We start from the raw sequence: 15,433 nt of genomic DNA, 5'->3' as shown, positions 1-15,433 counted from the left end.
ACCGGCGCCAGCAATCAGCTCATCGCGAGCTGCTGCATCCCCTTGGCGCGCGCCACTTCCATTTCGCGCGGCAGCGTCACCGCGTTCTTCACGGCCAGGATCTCGGCCATCACGCTCACGGCGATCTCGGGCGGCGTCTTGCTGCCGATGTAGATGCCGATGGGGCCGCGCAGCCGCGCGAGCGATTCCTCTGTCTGGCCGAAGTGCTCGATCATGCGGCCGCGCCGCGCCTCGGCATTTCGGCGCGAGCCGATCGCGCCCACGTAGAAGGCCTCGCTCTGCAGTGCCTCGAGCAGCGCGAGGTCGTCGAGCTTGGGGTCGTGCGTGAGCGCCACCACGCAGCTGCGGCGGTCGGGCTTGAAGGCCAGCACCGCGTCGTCGGGCATCTCGGTCGTGATCTCCACGCCGGACAGCGTCCATGCGGTGCGGTATTCGGCGCGCGGGTCGCACAACGTCACGGCAAAGCCGCTGAACTTGGCCATGGTGGCAAGGTACTCGGCCAGCTGGCCGGCGCCGATCAGCAGCATGCGGTATTCGGGGCCGAAGGTGTTGGTGAGCTCGGTGTCGTTCACCTTGAGCGCGTCGGGCGCGGTGGCTTCGGCGAGCCGCACGGCACCGGTCGCGAGCGTGACGGTGCGCTGCATGAGCCGGCCCTGCTCGAGCTGGGCGACCAGCGTGTCGAGCGCGGCCGCATCAGGGTCGTATTCGAGCAGCAGCTCCAGCGTGCCGCCGCAGGGCAGCCCGAAGCGGTGCGCCTCGTCGGCCGTGATGCCGTACTTCACGAGCACGGGCGGCGCGCCAACGGGCACCTGTTCGCCGTTGCCGTGCGCATGGCTGTAGCGCGCGATCAGGTCGTCCTCGATGCAGCCGCCGGAGACCGAACCCACCACCGCGCCATCGTCGGCCAGCGCCATGATCGAGCCGACCGGCCGCGGCGACGAGCCCCAGGTGCGCACCACGGTCGTGAGCAGCGCGCGCTTGCCGGCCTGCCGCCAGTCGCGCAGCGTGCGCAGCACCATGACGTCGAGATTTTCCATCGCCTGATCCGTTCCTAGCTGCTGGCGTCGCCCGGTGCGGCGGACGCGTCCTTGTCGTCCTTCTTGCCGAGGCCGATCTTCTTCATGAGGCCGGACATCATGCCGGCCTTTTCGGCGGGCGCCTCGGCCGTTTCCTCGGTCGCGGCGGCCGGCGGAGGGCCGTAGCGGCTCTGCATCTCGGCATCGAAGCGCTTGAAGAAGTCGTCGGCGGTCGACTTGGCGGCGCCATCGATGAGGCGCTGGCCCAGTTGCGCGATCTTGCCGCCGACCTGCGCCTGCACGGTGTAGTCGAGTTCGCAGCCGCCCGGTGCCGGCGCGGCTTCGGCGGCGCCGTCCAACGGCCGCAGCGTCACGCTGGACGAACCCTTGGCAAAGCCCGCCACGCCGCCCTGCCCCTCGAAGCTGAGCTTGTAGCCATCGGGCGCCACGATGTCGGACAGTGCGACCTTGCCGCTGAACTTGGCCGACACCGGGCCGATCTTGAGCGCCAGCGCCACGCTGTACTGGTTGTCGCCCGTGAGCTCGAACTTGTCGCAGCCGGGAATGCACTTCTTGAGCGTCTCGGGATCGTTGAGCGCTTCCCAGGCCTGTTGTTGGGTGACGCCGAGGCGGCGGTTGCCGAGCATTTCCATGGTGGTTTTCCTTTTTTGCTTCTGTGAAGTCCCTAGCGCCCGGACCGCATCAGGGCGGCGAGGCTGCTTGCGAGCTGTTCGAGGGCACTGAGATTGTGGACCGCCAGCATCGCGTCCGCATGCCGGTGCAGCACACTGGCCCCACGCGCCAAAGGGGCGTAGCCCTCGAAGCGCAGCAGCGGGTTGAGCCACAGCAGGCGGCGCGAATGGCGCTTGAGCCAGAGCAGCTCGCTTTCGAGCAGCGCCGGCTCGCCGGTGTCGAGCCCGTCGCTGATCACCAGCACCAGCGTGCGGCGGCCGGTCAGGCGGCGGGCATGCGCGCGGCGAAGCTCGGCCAGCGAACTGCCGAGCCGCGTGCCGCCCGCGAAATCGTCGATGGCCAGGCCGGCGGCCACCAGCATGGCATCGGTGTCGGCCAGCCGGAAGGCCGGCGTGAGATCGGTCAGGCGCGTGCCGAAGGCGAACACGTCGCGCCGTCCGGCCCGCCGCGTCGATGCATGCAGAAAGGCCAGCAGCAGCCGCGCATAGCGTTCCATCGAGCCCGACACGTCGACCAGCACCAGCAGCGGCAAGGGCTGCTCGCGCCGGCTCAGCTTCGGCAGGCGAAGTATTTCGCCGCCCGTGCGCGCCGCCTCGTGCAGCACGCCGGGCCAGTGCATGCGCGCGTGCTGCGAACCTGCATCGTTGGCAGCGCGCAACCGGCGCGACGGCAGCGAAGGAATGGGCAAGCTGACGTCGCGCGCGAGCCGTTCCACCAGCCGGTACTCGGACGCGCCAAGCGCATTGAAGTCGGCATGCTGCAGGCGCTGGCGGTCGCTCGATGTCATGGCAGCATCGAACTCGATCTCCTTGTCGGGCTTGGCGGCCACAACGGGCCTGGCGGGATCGCGCGGCGCCGTGAGCGCTTCGCGCACGCGCGGGCGCCGCTTGGAGGGCTCGGCCTTGCCTTCGGCGCTCGGCAGCATCTGCGCGAGCAGCTTGTTGGCGAGTTCGGGGTCGCGGAACCAGGCGTCGAAGAGTTCGCGGAACACCATGCGGTCCTGCTCGCGACTCACCATGACGGCTTCCATCGCGGCGCTCAGGTCGAGCCTGCTTTCCACCCCCACCAGCGTGGCCGCTTCGGCGGCCAGCGCAATGCGCATCGCATCGGTGCGAACGCCGGCGCGTCGCAGGGCGCGGCCGAAGGCCGTGATGTTGCCGGCCAGCTTGCCGCTGCGTACGTCGCCGAGTTGCTGGATGCCGGCCATGCGGGCGCCTCGACCTTCGGGCGCGCTCAGGGCGCGACCGGCTCCTCTGGTTTCAGCAGATCAGATGCCAGTTCGCGCGTGAGCGCCGCCACGTCGTCGCGCTGCTTGAACAGGATGCCGGCGGTGTCGACCACCACTTCGGGGTCGAGCTCGACGGTATCGAGCGCGATCAGCGCCCTCGCCCACTCCACGCTTTCGGCGATGCCGGGCGCGCGCTGGAAGGCGTTGACGAAAGGCGCATCGCGCAGCCGCGCAACGAAGGCCGCCACCTGGGCCGAGAGCTTCTCGCCGGCCTGCGGCACCTGGGCCCGCACGATGGCGAGTTCGCGTTCGCGCTCCGGATAGTCGAGCCAGTGGTAGAGGCAGCGCCGCTTGACCGCGTCGTTGAGTTCGCGCGTGCGGTTGCTGGTGAGGATGGTGACCGGCGGCACCACGGCGCGCACGGTGCCGAGCTCGGGAATGCTGACCTGGTACTCGCCCAGGTATTCGAGCAGGAAGGCCTCGAAGGGCTCGTCGGCACGGTCCACTTCATCGATCAGCAGCACGGCGCCCGGCGCGGGCGTCTGCAGGGCCTGCAGCAGCGGGCGGCGGATCAGGTAGTGCGGCTGGTAGACCTCGGCTTCGACGTCGCGCACGAGCGCCGCCCGGCCGCCCGAAGGCGCGAGAGCCCCCTCGGGGGGCAGCGAGGACGCGCCAGCGCCGAGCGTGGGGGCCACGATGGCGCCGGTGGCTTCGGCCGCGCGCATGTGCAAGAGCTGCGCAGCGTAGTTCCATTCGTAGAGCGCCTCGCGCTGTTCCAGCCCGTCGTAGCACTGCAGGCGCAGCAGCTCGCGATTCAGCGCGGTCGACAGCGCCTTGGCCAGCTCGGTCTTGCCGACGCCGGGCTCGCCCTCGAGCAGCAGCGGACGCTGCAGCCTGAGCGCGAGGAACACGGCCGTGGCCAGGCGCCGGTCGGCAAAGTAGCCGGCCTGCATCAAGCCTTCGGAAAGGGAATCGATGGTCGGAAAGATCATGGCGAAGCGTAGCGGAAGACGCGGGGTTGTCGCGCCTTCCGGCCTGCGAGCGGTGGCGGCGCTGCCTGGTTCAGCCCAGCGCCCTGGTGACGGCGCGCTGCGTGAGCACGCTGATCAGGTTGGCGCGGTAGGCCGCCGAGGCGTGCAGGTCGCTGTTGAGATCGCTCGCGTCGATCTTCACGGCCGCGGCGGCGGCTGCGGTGAAGCTCTTGTTGAGCGCATCTTCGAGCCCCGCGTGGCGGAACACGCCGTTGCCCGCGCCGGTGATGGCCACGCGCACGCCGCTGTCCGTCTGCGCAAGGAACACGCCGACGAGCGGAAAGTTCGATGCCTTCTGGCGCAGCTTCTCGTACACGGCGCGCTTCGGGATCGGGAAGCGGATCGCGGTGATCAGCTCGTCTTCTTCGAGTGCCGTGGTGAAGAGGCCCAGGAAGAAATCGTCCGCCGCGATCTCGCGCTTCGAGGTGATGACCGTTGCACCGGAGCCGAGCACCGCGCTGGGGTAGCAGGCTGCCGGGTCGTTGTTGGCCACCGAGCCGCCGATGGTGCCCATCGCGCGCACCTGCCGGTCGCCGATGCGCCCGGCCAGGTCGGCCAGCGCCGGGAAGGCGGCTTTCACGTCGGCGTTGTTGGCCACGTCGAGGTGGCGCGACATCGCGCCGATGGTGATCGTGCCGGCGTCCTTCCTGATGCCGGTGAGCTCCTTGATGCCGCCCAGGTCCACGAGCTGCTCTGGCGCCGACAGCCTGAGCTTCATGGAGGCGAGCAAGGTCTGGCCGCCGGCCAGCGGCTTGGCGCCCGCGGCAACGAGCTTGGCCGCATCGGCCACGGTGGCCGGCCGTTCGAGTGTGAAGGCATACATGGTGTGGGTTCCTTCGTTGTTCTAGTGGGAGGCGGCCGCCTGCATCGCTTCCCAGACGCGGCTGGCCGATGCGGGCATGTCGAAGTCCTTGACGCCCAGCGGCGCCAGCGCGTCGAGCACGGCGTTGATCACGGCCGGCGGCGAGCCGATGGCCCCCGCCTCGCCGCAGCCCTTGGTGCCCAGGGGGTTGTGCGTGCACGGCGTGCACACGGTGTCGAGCTTGAACTGCGGAAAGTCGCCCGCCCTGGGCATGGCGTAGTCCATGAAGCTGCCGGTGAGAAGCTGGCCGGTTTCGTTGTCGTAGACGCAGTTCTCGAGCAGCGCCTGGCCGATGCCCTGCACCAGCCCGCCGTGCACCTGGCCCTCGACGATCATCGGGTTGATGATGGTGCCGAAGTCGTCCACCGCGGTGAAGCGGTCCACGCGCACCTCGCCGGTCTGCCTGTCGACTTCGACCTCGCAGATGTAGGTGCCGCCCGGGAAGGTGAAGTTGGTCGGGTCGTAGAAGGCGGTTTCGTTCAGGCCGGGCTCGAGCTTGTCGAGCGGGTAGTTGTGCGGCACGTAGGCCGTGAGCGCCACCTGGCCGAAAGGGATCTTCTTGTCGGTGCCCTTGACCGTGAACTCGCCGTTCGCAAACTCGATGTCGGCATCGCTCGCCTCCATCAGGTGCGCGGCGATCTTCTTGGCCTTGGTCTCGATCTTGTCGAGCGCCTTCATGATGGCGGCACCGCCCACCGAGATGGAGCGCGAACCGTAGGTACCCATGCCGAAGGGCACGCGGCCGGTGTCGCCATGGACCACGTCGACGTTGTCGACCGGAATGCCCAGGCGCGCCGCCACCACTTGCGCAAAGGTGGTTTCGTGCCCCTGGCCATGGCTGTGCGAGCCGGTGAACACCGTCACGCTGCCGGTGGGGTGCACGCGGATCTCGCCGCACTCGAACAGGCCGGCCCGCGCGCCCAGCGCCCCGGCGATGTTCGACGGCGCGATGCCGCAGGCCTCGATGTAGCTCGAGTAGCCGATGCCGCGCAGCTTGCCCGCGGCCTCGCTGGCCGACTTGCGCTGCGCATAGCCTTCGACATCGGCCAGCACGCGGGCCTTGTCCATGCAGGCGTGGAAATCGCCCGTGTCGTACTGCAGCGCCACCGGGGTCTGGTAGGGAAAGGTGGTGATGAAGTTGCGCTTGCGGATCTCGTCCTGGCCCAGGTTCATTTCCCAGGCGCAGCGCGACACCAGCCGCTCGAGCAGGTAGGTGGCCTCGGGCCGGCCCGCGCCGCGGTAGGCATCGACCGGTGCGGTGTTGGTGAACCAGGCATCGACCTCGACGTAGATCTGCGGCGTGGTGTACTGGCCCGCGAGCAGCGTGGCGTAGAGGATGGTCGGCACGGCCGTGGAGAAGGTCGACAGGTAGGCGCCGAGGTTCGCGTCGGTGTGCACCCGCATCGCGAGGAACTTGCCGTCCTTGTCCATCGCCATTTCGGCATGGCTCACATGGTCGCGGCCGTGCGCGTCGGACAGGAAGCACTCCGAGCGCTCGGCCGTCCACTTGATGTTGCGGTTGAGCTGCTTGGCGGCCCAGGTCAGGCACACGTCTTCGGCGTAGAGGAAGATCTTGGAGCCGAAGCCGCCGCCCACGTCGGGCGCGATCACGCGCACCTTGTGCTCGGGCAGGCCCAGCACGAAGGCCGTCATCAGCAGGCGCTCGACGTGCGGGTTCTGGTTGGACACATAGAGCGTGTAGTCGTCGGTGCCACGGCTGTAGCTGCCGATGGCCACGCGCGGCTCGATCGGGTTGGGCACCAGCCGGTTGTTGACGAGGTCGAGCCTGGTGACGTGCGCGGCATTGGCAAACACCGCATCGACCGCCGCCTTGTCGCCCAGCGCCCACTTGTAGCACTGGTTGTCGGGTGCCTCGTCGTGCAGCGTGACGCCGCTCGCCTTCCTGGCGGCATCGGCCACGCTCACGACGGCGGGCAGCACGTCGTAGTCGACCACCACGGCCTCGGCCGCGTTCTTGGCCTGCTCGACAGTCTCGGCCACCACCATGGCCACGTGGTCGCCCACGTAGCGCACCTTGTTGATCGCGAGGATCGGGTGCATCGGCTCCTTCATGGGAGTGCCATCGGGGTTGTTGATGAGCCAGCCGCAGGGCAGGCCGCCCATCTTGCCCTCGATGTCCTTGCCGCTGAAGATGCCGACCACGCCGGGCATCTTGAGCGCCTCGGACGTGTCGACCGACTTGATGGCGGCGTGGGCGTGCGGCGAGCGCACGAAGACCGCATGGCTCTGGTTGGCCAGCGTGATGTCGTCGGTGTAATTGCCCGCGCCGGTCAGGAAGCGATAGTCTTCCTTGCGCCGCAGCGCTTCGCCGATGTGGGGCAGGTTCGAGAAGTCGGAGGCACCCATGATGTTGCTCCCTTCACGCCGTGGCGGTTGTCTTGACCGGCGTGCCCGAGGCCATGGCCTCGCCGCCCATCTGCACGGCCTTCACGATGTTCTGGTAGCCCGTGCAGCGGCACAGGTTGCCGTCGAGCAGTTCGCGGATCTCCGATTCGCTCGACCTGGGATGGTGGGTGCACAGGTCGATGGCGCTCATGACCATGCCCGGGGTGCAGAAACCGCACTGCAGGCCATGGCATTCCTTGAAGGCCGCCTGCATGGGATGCATGGTGCCGTCGGGCTGGGCGATGCCCTCGATGGTGGTGATTTGCGCACCGGCCGCCTGCCCGACCAGGATGTTGCACGACTTCACCGCGCGCCCGTTCATGTGGACGGTGCATGCGCCGCACTGGGCGGTGTCGCAGCCGACATGGGTGCCGGTCAGGTGGAGATGCTCGCGGATGGCGTGCACCAGGAAGGTATTGGGGGGCGCGTCGACCGTGGCCGGTCGGCCGTTGACCGTGAAAGCTACCTGCATTTGGCTGTCTCCGTTGAAGGTGATGGCTGATTCAGCGAAAGGCATCTTGGATGCCGGCCCGGTGCACTATCCTAGGCAAAACCCTTGCCGCTTGCGCAGCGCGTACGAAATTCTCAAAATGAAACAGCTTGCGGCCCGGCAAGTCTGAAAAAAACCGCCCCACCCGAGCGAACCGACCCGATGTCCGCCTCCCTCGTTGCGCCCCTGCCCGAACGTTCCGCCGCCATTGCGCAGGCCCGCCGGGAGCTGATCCACGGCGAAGCCCCCCGCTCGCGGAGCGCGGTGCGCATCGAGCCGTGGATCCTGCGTTCCTGGGAGCGTTGCCTGGCGGCGGGGCGGCAGCCGCAGCAGCGGATCAGCTTCGAGCCGGTAGCCAGGTCGGCCGAGCGCGAAGCGGCCGAGCGCAACCGAGCGCTGGTGGCGGCGGCGCGGCCGGTGATCGAGCGGCTGTCGCGCGCCATTGCCGACACGCGCTATTTCGCCGTCCTGACCGATGCCGACGGCATCGTGGTCGACGTGGGCCCGCTGCCCGACGGCACCGACACCGCCAGCCGCTATGCCCGCAACATCGCCCGCGTGGGCGTCGACCTGTCGGAGCGCGCGGTCGGCACCAGCGCGATCAGCACCGCGCTGGCCGAGCAGGAATCGGTGTGGCTGCACCGCGGCGAGCACTTCTTCGAGGACACCAGCATCTACAGCTGCGCCGGGGCGCCGCTCTTCGGCCCGCGGGGCGACTGCATCGGCATGCTCGACCTGACCGGCGTGCAGGCGGTGGAGCGGCCGGAGTTGCGGCACCTGGCCACGCTGTCGGCGCGCAGCATCGAGAACATGCTGGTGCTGAACCAGCCCTGCGAGCTGCGGCTGCACCTCTCGTGGCCGGGCTGCCCGCACGGCGACGCCACCGACGGGCTGCTGTGCATCGACGCCGACGGCACCGTGGCGGGCGCCAATGCCGCGGCGCGCCAGATGCTGCACGAGCCGCTGGCGCGCAGCCCGCATGCGCTGCACTGCAACGACCTGTTCGCAATGCCGCTGGACATGCTGTTCGATGCGGCCCGCCGGGGCGACGCCGTGCTCGAGGTGCCGCTCTGGTCCGGCCTTCGCGTGCAGGTGCGGCCCCAGCGCGGCAAGGGCTCGGCCGTCGCGGTGCCCGAAGCCCGGCCGCGGCTGCGCGACGTCGAGGCCGCGCTGATCCGCAAGGCCGTGGCCGACGCCCGCGGCAACGTGGCCGAAGCCGCGCGCACGCTGGGCATCAGCCGCGCCACGGTCTACCGCAAGCTGTGGCGCGGCCGCGCTTCCGGCGCCGCGGACTGAAGCCTCTCTTCAGGCTCCGACCGGCACCTTGTCGAGGAAGCCGGTCACCGACTGCAGCTTGCCGGCATCGAGCCGGGCGAAGTCGGTGCCCTGGATCAGGTCTTCGGCGCCGCTCGGGCCCAGGGTCCACGAGAAGCGCAGGTTGTCGCCATGCGCCTCGGGCTTGCCGAACAGGTTGAAGCGGAAACCCGGATAGCGCTGGTGCACGGCACCAATCAGCGCGCCGATCTGCTCGCGGCCGCTGGCCTGCGCCAGCGGGTCGGCATAGTGCGCATCGGCCGTCCAGGCGGCCTCGATCAGTTGGGCGCGGCGCGCGGCATCGGTTTCGTTCCAGGCCGCGATGTAGCGTTGGGCAATGGCGGCGGCGTCGTGTGCGGCGGTGTTCATGATGACCATTTCCTTTCGAGGGTTCGACCCGCAACATCGCGGGGTGAAGGAATGGTCGCGCCGGGCGCGCGCGGCGTCGATGACCTCGCAGGTCATGGAGCGATGCGCGGCTTCAGTTCGCCGATGCGTTGGGAAAGAACAGCTGCTCGCCGCCGATCTTGTAGGCCGCAATGGTCTGCTGCCCGGCCGGCGAGATCACCCAGTCGACGAACTTCTGCGCGCCCCGGCTGTTGAGCGAGGGGAATTTCGCCGGGCTCACGGCCATCACGCCGTACTGGTTGAACAGGCGCTTGTCGCCCTCGACCAGCACCGCCAGCCCGGCGCGGTTCTTGAAGCTGAGCCAGGTGCCGCGGTCGGCCAGCACATAGGCGCCGGACGAGGCCGCGATGTTCAGCGCCGGCCCCATGCCGCAGCCGCACTCCTTGTAGCCCGTGCCTTTGCGCTCGTTGGGCACCGGCTGCCCCGCCTCGGCCACGCCGGTCTGCGTCCAGAGGCGGCGCTCGGCCGCGTCGGTACCGCTCTTGTCGCCGCGCGACACGAAAGGCGCATTGGCGGCGGCGATCTTCTTCAGCGCGCCGACGATGTCGCCGCCCTTCGCGCCCACCGGGTCGGCCTGCGGGCCCACCAGTACGAAGTCGTTGTACATCACGGGATAGCGCCTGGCGCTGAAGCCCTCGGCCACGAATTTCTCCTCGGCCGCGGTGTCGTGCACGAACAGCACGTCGGCATCGCCGCGCTTGGCCATGTCGATGGCCTGGCCGGTGCCCACCGCCACCACCTTGACGTCGATGTCGCTCGCTTTCTTGAAAGCCGGCAGCAGGTGCGAGAACAGGCCCGACTGCTCGGTGGACGTGGTCGAGGCCATGGTGATGGTCTCGGCGCGCGCGGCGCCGGCCGCCACGAAAAAGACCGCAACGGCCAGCGAAGCGCGAATGCCCGCGCCTGCGCGGTGCTGCTTGAGGAACAGGTTCATGCCAACTCTCCTTTGACGAACAGGCGGGCCTCTTCCGGCAGGGGCCCATGGAAAAAATCGTGGACCGGCAGGTCGGCCAGCACGCGGCCGTGCTCGAGGTAGACCACGCGGCTCGCGAGCCGCTTGACCTGCCCCAGGTTGTGGCTCGCGAACACCAGCGTGCGGCCGGCGGCGGCTTCGGCGATGAGGGTCTCGACCTCGCGCTTGGCGGTGGGGTCGAGGCTGGCCGTGGGCTCGTCGAGCAGCAGCACGGCCGGATGCAGCGCCCAGGCGCGCGCCAGCGCCACCCGCTGCTGCTGGCCGCCCGACAGCGCGCGGGCGTTGCGCTCGGCCAGGTCTTCCAGGCCCACGCGCGCCAGCGCCGGAATGGCGGCGCGGCGGGCATCGCGCCAGTGCATGCCGCGCAGCCACAGCGCCAGGGCCACATTGACCGTCACCGAAGCGCGCAGCATGTGCGGGCGCTGGAACAGCATGGCCTGCTGCCGGCGCGGCGCGGCACTGGTGAAGCTCCCTGCCGCATGCGGCACCAGGCCGTGCAGCAGCCGCAGCAGCGTGGTCTTGCCGCTGCCGTTGGCGCCGATGAGCGCCACGCGCTCGCCGGCCGCAATGGTCAGGGTTGCGCCCTGCAGCGCCGCCACCCGCCCCAGCCGCACGTCGACGCCATAGAGCGCGAAGACGATGGCGTCCGCACCCGCGAGCTGCGCGTGTTCGTTCATGGGCGCGCCTCCGGCCGCCACCAGGCCGCCATGCCGCCTGCGCCGCCACCGCCGTCGACCCGCTCGCGCCAGCCGCGTACGGCGGCAATCGCGAGGTTGAGCACCAGCACCACGCCCAGCAGCACGATGCCCAGGGCCAGCGCCAGCGGCAGGTCGCCCTTGCTGGTTTCGAGCGCGATGGCGGTGGTCATCACGCGCGTGAAGCCGTCGATGTTGCCGCCCACCACCATCACCGCGCCCACCTCCGATACGGCGCGGCCGAAAGCCGCGATGAGCACCGTGAGCAGCGCGTAGCGCTCGTCCCACACCAGCAGCAGCGCCCGCGCGAGCGGCCCCGCGCCGAGCGAGCTCAGCTGCTCGCCATGCGCGCGCTCGGCATCCTCGATGGCCTGGCGCGTGAGCGCCGTCACCACCGGCAGCACCAGCACCGTCTGCGCCAGCACCATGGCCTTGAACGAAAACAGCCAGCCCAGGAAGCCGAGCGGGCCCGAGCGCGACAGCAGCAGGTAGATGACCAGCCCGACCACCACCGATGGCAGCGCCAACAGGGTGTTCAGCAACGTGAGCAAGCCCGCCCGGCCGCGAAAGCGCGCCACGCCCAGCCATGCGCCAAGCAGCAGGCCCAGGCCGCAGGCCAGCACGCAGGCGCTCGCGCTGACCGCGAGCGAGCGCCCGACGATGGCCAGCAGCACCGGATCGCCGGACACGAGCAGCTGCCAGGCCGCGACGGCGCTCTGTGCAAAGGTGTTCACGCGGTGGGCTTCATGGGTGGAAGCGCCGCAGTATCGGGGTGTACTTCCAATTACCTATGCAGCCTTTTGCATAGGTGGGCCCAACCCCTCCGGCTCAGATCGGATCGAGCGGAAACACCGGCCTGCGCACCTTGGAGAACGGGAACAGGCTGTAGTCCGAACTGGTCACGCCCGGGCTGTCGCATTCGACCAGCGCGGCCGAGAGCGGCTCGAACACCGGCCGGCAGTACATGCGCGACTTGAGCAGCAGGAAGCGTTCCTTGCGCGGATCGAGCCCCGCGCATTCGAAGACGCCGATGTCCCAGGGCTCCTGCGTGCGCTCGGTCACCACGATGCGCGCGGCGCCGATGTCGAACAGCACGGTGCGGCCCATGCTGCTGCGCTGCCCGGTGTAGGTGGGGCCGGTGATCACGTATTCGCCGTTGCCGATGGTGCGCACCGTGCCGGTCAGCGTCACGGGTTGCTTCGACAGGCCGATGCCTTCGAGCGACACCTTGTTGCCGAGCGCCACCGTCACCTCTGCGCCCTCGCCCGCCGCGACCAGCGCGGCCACCGCCTCGGGATCGCACAGCGGACCGACGCCGATGCCGGCCAGCCCCTGCGCCAGCGCTTCCTGCAGCACGTCCATGGTGTCGCAGCTGCCGCCCGACATGCAGTTGTCGCCATGGTCGAGCAGCAGCACCGGGCGTGTGGCACCGCCGGCGATGGCCTTGGCGCGCGCAATCGACTCGGCCAGCGGCTCGCTGCGGTAGATGAAGGCCTCGCGCTCGTCCCACATCTGCCTGGCGATCCGGTCGGCCGTGGCCTGCGCGCGCTCGGGCGATTCGGCATCGACCACCACCACGCTCATGCAGGGCGCCTCGATGTCCGACAGCGAGAAGCCCGCAAAGATCGACACAGCGAGCGACTCCGATGCTTCGGCCGCGCGCGCGGCCTCGATCGCCCGCTGCATCGCGCCGGTGAACGAGGCGCTGCGCAGCGTGTGCGCCATCAGCGGCAGCGGGTGCCAGCGCATGGCGGGCCTGCTGCGCCCTTCGAGCAGGTCGAACAGCAGGCGGCCGGCATGCTCGCCGGTCTCGTACATGTCGATGTGCGGATAGGTCTTGAAGCCGACGATCACGTCGGCATTGCCGACCATCGCGGACGTGACGTTGGCATGCAGGTCGAGCGCCACGCCAATGGGCACGCCGGGCGCCGCGGCGCGCAGCCGCACGAGCAGGTCGCCTTCGCCGTCGGCGCTGTTCTGCGCCACCATGGCGCCGTGCAGGTCGAGCAGGATGGCGTCGCAGCCCGGCGCCGCATCGACGATGCATTGCGTGAGCGTGGTGTAGGCCCCGGCATCGACCGGCCCGCTCGGATTGGCCGAGGCCGACACCGGCGTGACCAGCGTGGCGCCGGCCTGCTCGGCCAGGTCGATGAAGGCGGACATCGCGGTACGCATGCCCTTGTTGTCCTTGTAGGCCTGCTCTGCGAACGTGGGGCCATCGGGCCCGAAAGCCGCGAGCGGCGTGGGCACTGGCGAGAAGGTGTTGGTCTCGTGGTTGAGCCTTGCGATCAGCACCTTCATGACGACGCGACTCCCGCGCTTTGCAGCATTGCCTGCAGCAGCACATTGCAGCCCGCCTCGAGGTGGTCGGGCTGCGCATCCTCGATCTCGTTGTGGCTGATGCCATCGAGGCAGGGCACGAAGATCATTGCGGTGGGACACACGCGCGCGAGGTACACCGCGTCGTGGCCCGCGCCGCTGATCACGTTCATCCAGGTCATGCCCTGCGCCTGCGCGGCCTCTCGAATGGCCGACACCAGCGTGGGCGTGAAAGGCTGCGGGGGAAAGTAGACGACCTGTCCCACCGTGGCCTCGACCTTGCCCTTGGCGGCGATGCGCTGCACCGCCTCCTTCAGTTCGGCGTCCATGGCCGACAGCACCACGTCGTCGGCCGCGCGCAGGTCGACGCTGAGCTTCACGCGGCCCGGGATCACGTTGCGCGAATTCGGATAGTTGTCGATCCAGCCCACGGTGCCGCGTGCATGCGGCGCATGGGCCAGCGCGATGCGGTTGACCTCGATCACCAGTTCGGAGGCCGCGAGCAGCGCGTCCTTGCGCAGCTCCATGGGCGTGGGGCCGGCATGCGCTTCCATGCCCTGCACCACCACGTCGTACCAGCGCTGGCCGAGCGCGCCCTCGACCACGCCGATCACGCGCTCGTTGGCCTCGAGCACCGGCCCCTGCTCGATGTGCGCCTCGAAATACGCGCCCACGGGCGACGCCGCGGCCGAGGCCGGCGCGCTGCCCGCATAGCCGATGGAAGCCAGTGCCTCGGCCACGCTGATGCCGTCGTTGTCGCGCTGCGCCAGCGCATGTTCGAGCGTGAAGGCATCGACGAACACGCCCGAGCCCATCATCACGGGCACGAAGCGCGAGCCCTCCTCGTTGGTCCACACGGCAATTTCCAGCGGCGCCTCGGTCACGACCTTGGCATCGTTGAGGCTGCGGATCACCTCCAGCCCGGCCAGCACGCCATAGTTGCCATCGAACTTGCCGCCCGTGGGCTGGGTGTCGATGTGGCTGCCGGTGACCACCGGCGGCCGCGTGTCGTCGCGGCCGGCGCGGCGCGCAAAGATGTTGCCGATCCGGTCGACGCGCACCTCGCAGCCGGCCTCGCGCGCCCAGCGGGTGAAGAGATCGCGGCCCTGGCGGTCGAGGTCGGTCAGCGCGATGCGGCAGACGCCGCCCTTCTCGGTGGCGCCGAGCTTCGCCAGTTCCATCAGCGAGCTCCAGAGACGGTCGCCGTTGATGCGCAGTTGGGTGGGTGAGTTCATGGCTTTGCAAAAAGAAGAAGGGATGCGCGAAGCCTCAAGCAAGGCCCACGCCTAAATAGCGGTCTTTCACATCGTGGTCGGCCATGAAGGCGGTGTTGCCGGCCTCGTGGACGATCACGCCCTGCTCCAGGATGTAGTGGCGGTCGGCCAACTGCACGCACACTTCCAGGTTCTGCTCGACCAGCAGGATGGCCACGCCGGCCGCCTTGATGAGCTTGAGCTGCGCGACGATTTCTTCCACGATCACCGGCGCGAGGCCTTCGACCGGCTCGTCGAGGATCAACAGCCGCGGATGGTTCATGAGCGCGCGGCCAATGGCCAGCATCTGCTGCTCGCCGCCCGAGAGCTGGCCCCCGCCATTGCGGCGCCGCTCCTTCAGGCGCGGGAAGATGCGGTAGATGTCGTCCAGCTGCCAGGGCGAATCGCGGCGCTGGCCGAGCAGCAGGTTTTCTTCCACCGTGAGCAGCTTGAAGACCCCGCGGTGCTCGGGCACCAGGCACACGCCGCGCGTGGCAATGCGGTGCGGCGGCAGGCCCGCGATGTCTGCGCCCTGGAAGCGCACGCGGCCGCCGGTAGGCGTGACGGCGCCGGCAATGCCCTTGAGCGTGGTCGACTTGCCCGCGCCGTTGCGGCCCAGCAGCGTGACCAGTTCGGCCTCGCCCACCGTCATCGACACGCCCTGCAGCACGTGGCTCTTGCCGTAGTGCGCATGCAGGCCTTCGACTTCGAGGATGTTCGCGGCGCTCACTGGTGCACCCTTGGC

15 protein-coding genes are annotated in these 15,433 nt (G+C 69.3%); 1 reads left to right on the top strand and 14 read right to left on the bottom strand.

Annotated features, from left to right (window positions below; genetic code table 11):
* Window positions 1-14 precede the first annotated feature (14 nt).
* From RZE77_RS07930 to RZE77_RS07900, 7 genes are all read right to left on the bottom strand, one after another.
* Window positions 15-1,037 (bottom strand): XdhC family protein, encoded by a 1,023-nt coding sequence (locus RZE77_RS07930; RefSeq protein ID WP_319441386.1) that lies wholly within the window; start codon window positions 1,035-1,037, stop codon window positions 15-17.
* A gap of 14 nt (window positions 1,038-1,051) precedes the next feature.
* The gene (locus RZE77_RS07925) at window positions 1,052-1,669 is read right to left on the bottom strand and encodes an SRPBCC family protein (RefSeq protein ID WP_319441385.1); all 618 of its coding nucleotides are present in this window, start codon (window positions 1,667-1,669) and stop codon (window positions 1,052-1,054) included.
* Window positions 1,670-1,701: 32 nt separating this feature from the next.
* Complete coding sequence (locus RZE77_RS07920) at window positions 1,702-2,916, bottom strand: vWA domain-containing protein (protein ID WP_319441384.1); 1,215 nt, start codon at window positions 2,914-2,916, stop codon at window positions 1,702-1,704.
* A 26-nt stretch (window positions 2,917-2,942) separates the two neighbouring features.
* Window positions 2,943-3,929, bottom strand: a complete 987-nt coding sequence (locus RZE77_RS07915) for an AAA family ATPase (RefSeq protein ID WP_319441383.1) — start codon at window positions 3,927-3,929, stop codon at window positions 2,943-2,945.
* A gap of 70 nt (window positions 3,930-3,999) precedes the next feature.
* Complete coding sequence (locus RZE77_RS07910; protein ID WP_319441382.1) at window positions 4,000-4,791, bottom strand: FAD binding domain-containing protein; 792 nt, start codon at window positions 4,789-4,791, stop codon at window positions 4,000-4,002.
* A gap of 21 nt (window positions 4,792-4,812) precedes the next feature.
* Complete coding sequence (locus RZE77_RS07905) at window positions 4,813-7,197, bottom strand: xanthine dehydrogenase family protein molybdopterin-binding subunit (protein ID WP_319441381.1); 2,385 nt, start codon at window positions 7,195-7,197, stop codon at window positions 4,813-4,815.
* A gap of 13 nt (window positions 7,198-7,210) precedes the next feature.
* The gene (locus RZE77_RS07900) at window positions 7,211-7,708 is read right to left on the bottom strand and encodes a (2Fe-2S)-binding protein (protein ID WP_027730067.1); all 498 of its coding nucleotides are present in this window, start codon (window positions 7,706-7,708) and stop codon (window positions 7,211-7,213) included.
* A gap of 180 nt (window positions 7,709-7,888) precedes the next feature.
* On the opposite strand from RZE77_RS07900, the gene RZE77_RS07895 reads away from it, so the two are divergent.
* Complete coding sequence (locus RZE77_RS07895) at window positions 7,889-9,022, top strand: helix-turn-helix domain-containing protein (protein WP_319441380.1); 1,134 nt, start codon at window positions 7,889-7,891, stop codon at window positions 9,020-9,022.
* Between the two features lie 9 nt (window positions 9,023-9,031).
* Here RZE77_RS07895 and RZE77_RS07890 read toward each other — a convergent pair whose 3' ends face one another.
* The 7 genes from RZE77_RS07890 to RZE77_RS07860 form a co-directional block, all read right to left on the bottom strand.
* The gene (locus RZE77_RS07890) at window positions 9,032-9,409 is read right to left on the bottom strand and encodes a nuclear transport factor 2 family protein (protein WP_319441379.1); all 378 of its coding nucleotides are present in this window, start codon (window positions 9,407-9,409) and stop codon (window positions 9,032-9,034) included.
* A 112-nt stretch (window positions 9,410-9,521) separates the two neighbouring features.
* Window positions 9,522-10,382, bottom strand: a complete 861-nt coding sequence (locus RZE77_RS07885) for an ABC transporter substrate-binding protein (RefSeq protein WP_319441378.1) — start codon at window positions 10,380-10,382, stop codon at window positions 9,522-9,524.
* Window positions 10,379-11,098, bottom strand: a complete 720-nt coding sequence (locus RZE77_RS07880; protein WP_319441377.1) for an ABC transporter ATP-binding protein — start codon at window positions 11,096-11,098, stop codon at window positions 10,379-10,381. Before RZE77_RS07880 ends, RZE77_RS07885 begins: the two co-directional genes overlap by 4 nt.
* The gene (locus RZE77_RS07875) at window positions 11,095-11,850 is read right to left on the bottom strand and encodes an ABC transporter permease (RefSeq protein ID WP_012746731.1); all 756 of its coding nucleotides are present in this window, start codon (window positions 11,848-11,850) and stop codon (window positions 11,095-11,097) included. The genes RZE77_RS07880 and RZE77_RS07875 overlap by 4 nt, the downstream gene beginning before the upstream one ends.
* A 94-nt stretch (window positions 11,851-11,944) precedes the next feature.
* Window positions 11,945-13,417 (bottom strand): M81 family metallopeptidase, encoded by a 1,473-nt coding sequence (locus RZE77_RS07870; protein WP_319441376.1) that lies wholly within the window; start codon window positions 13,415-13,417, stop codon window positions 11,945-11,947.
* Window positions 13,414-14,670, bottom strand: coding sequence for a Zn-dependent hydrolase (locus RZE77_RS07865; RefSeq protein WP_319441375.1), 1,257 nt, complete (start codon window positions 14,668-14,670; stop codon window positions 13,414-13,416). Before RZE77_RS07865 ends, RZE77_RS07870 begins: the two co-directional genes overlap by 4 nt.
* Window positions 14,671-14,704: 34 nt before the next feature.
* Window positions 14,705-15,418: an ABC transporter ATP-binding protein gene (locus RZE77_RS07860; protein ID WP_319441374.1), complete on the bottom strand. Its 714-nt coding sequence runs from the start codon at window positions 15,416-15,418 to the stop codon at window positions 14,705-14,707.
* Window positions 15,419-15,433: the final 15 nt, after the last annotated feature.

Source organism: Variovorax sp. SPNA7, assembly GCF_033807855.1.
Taxonomy (GTDB): Bacteria; Pseudomonadota; Gammaproteobacteria; order Burkholderiales; family Burkholderiaceae_C; genus Variovorax; species Variovorax beijingensis.
Note: the sequence above shows the minus strand (reverse complement) of the source record. Positions and strands in the feature narration are given on the sequence as shown.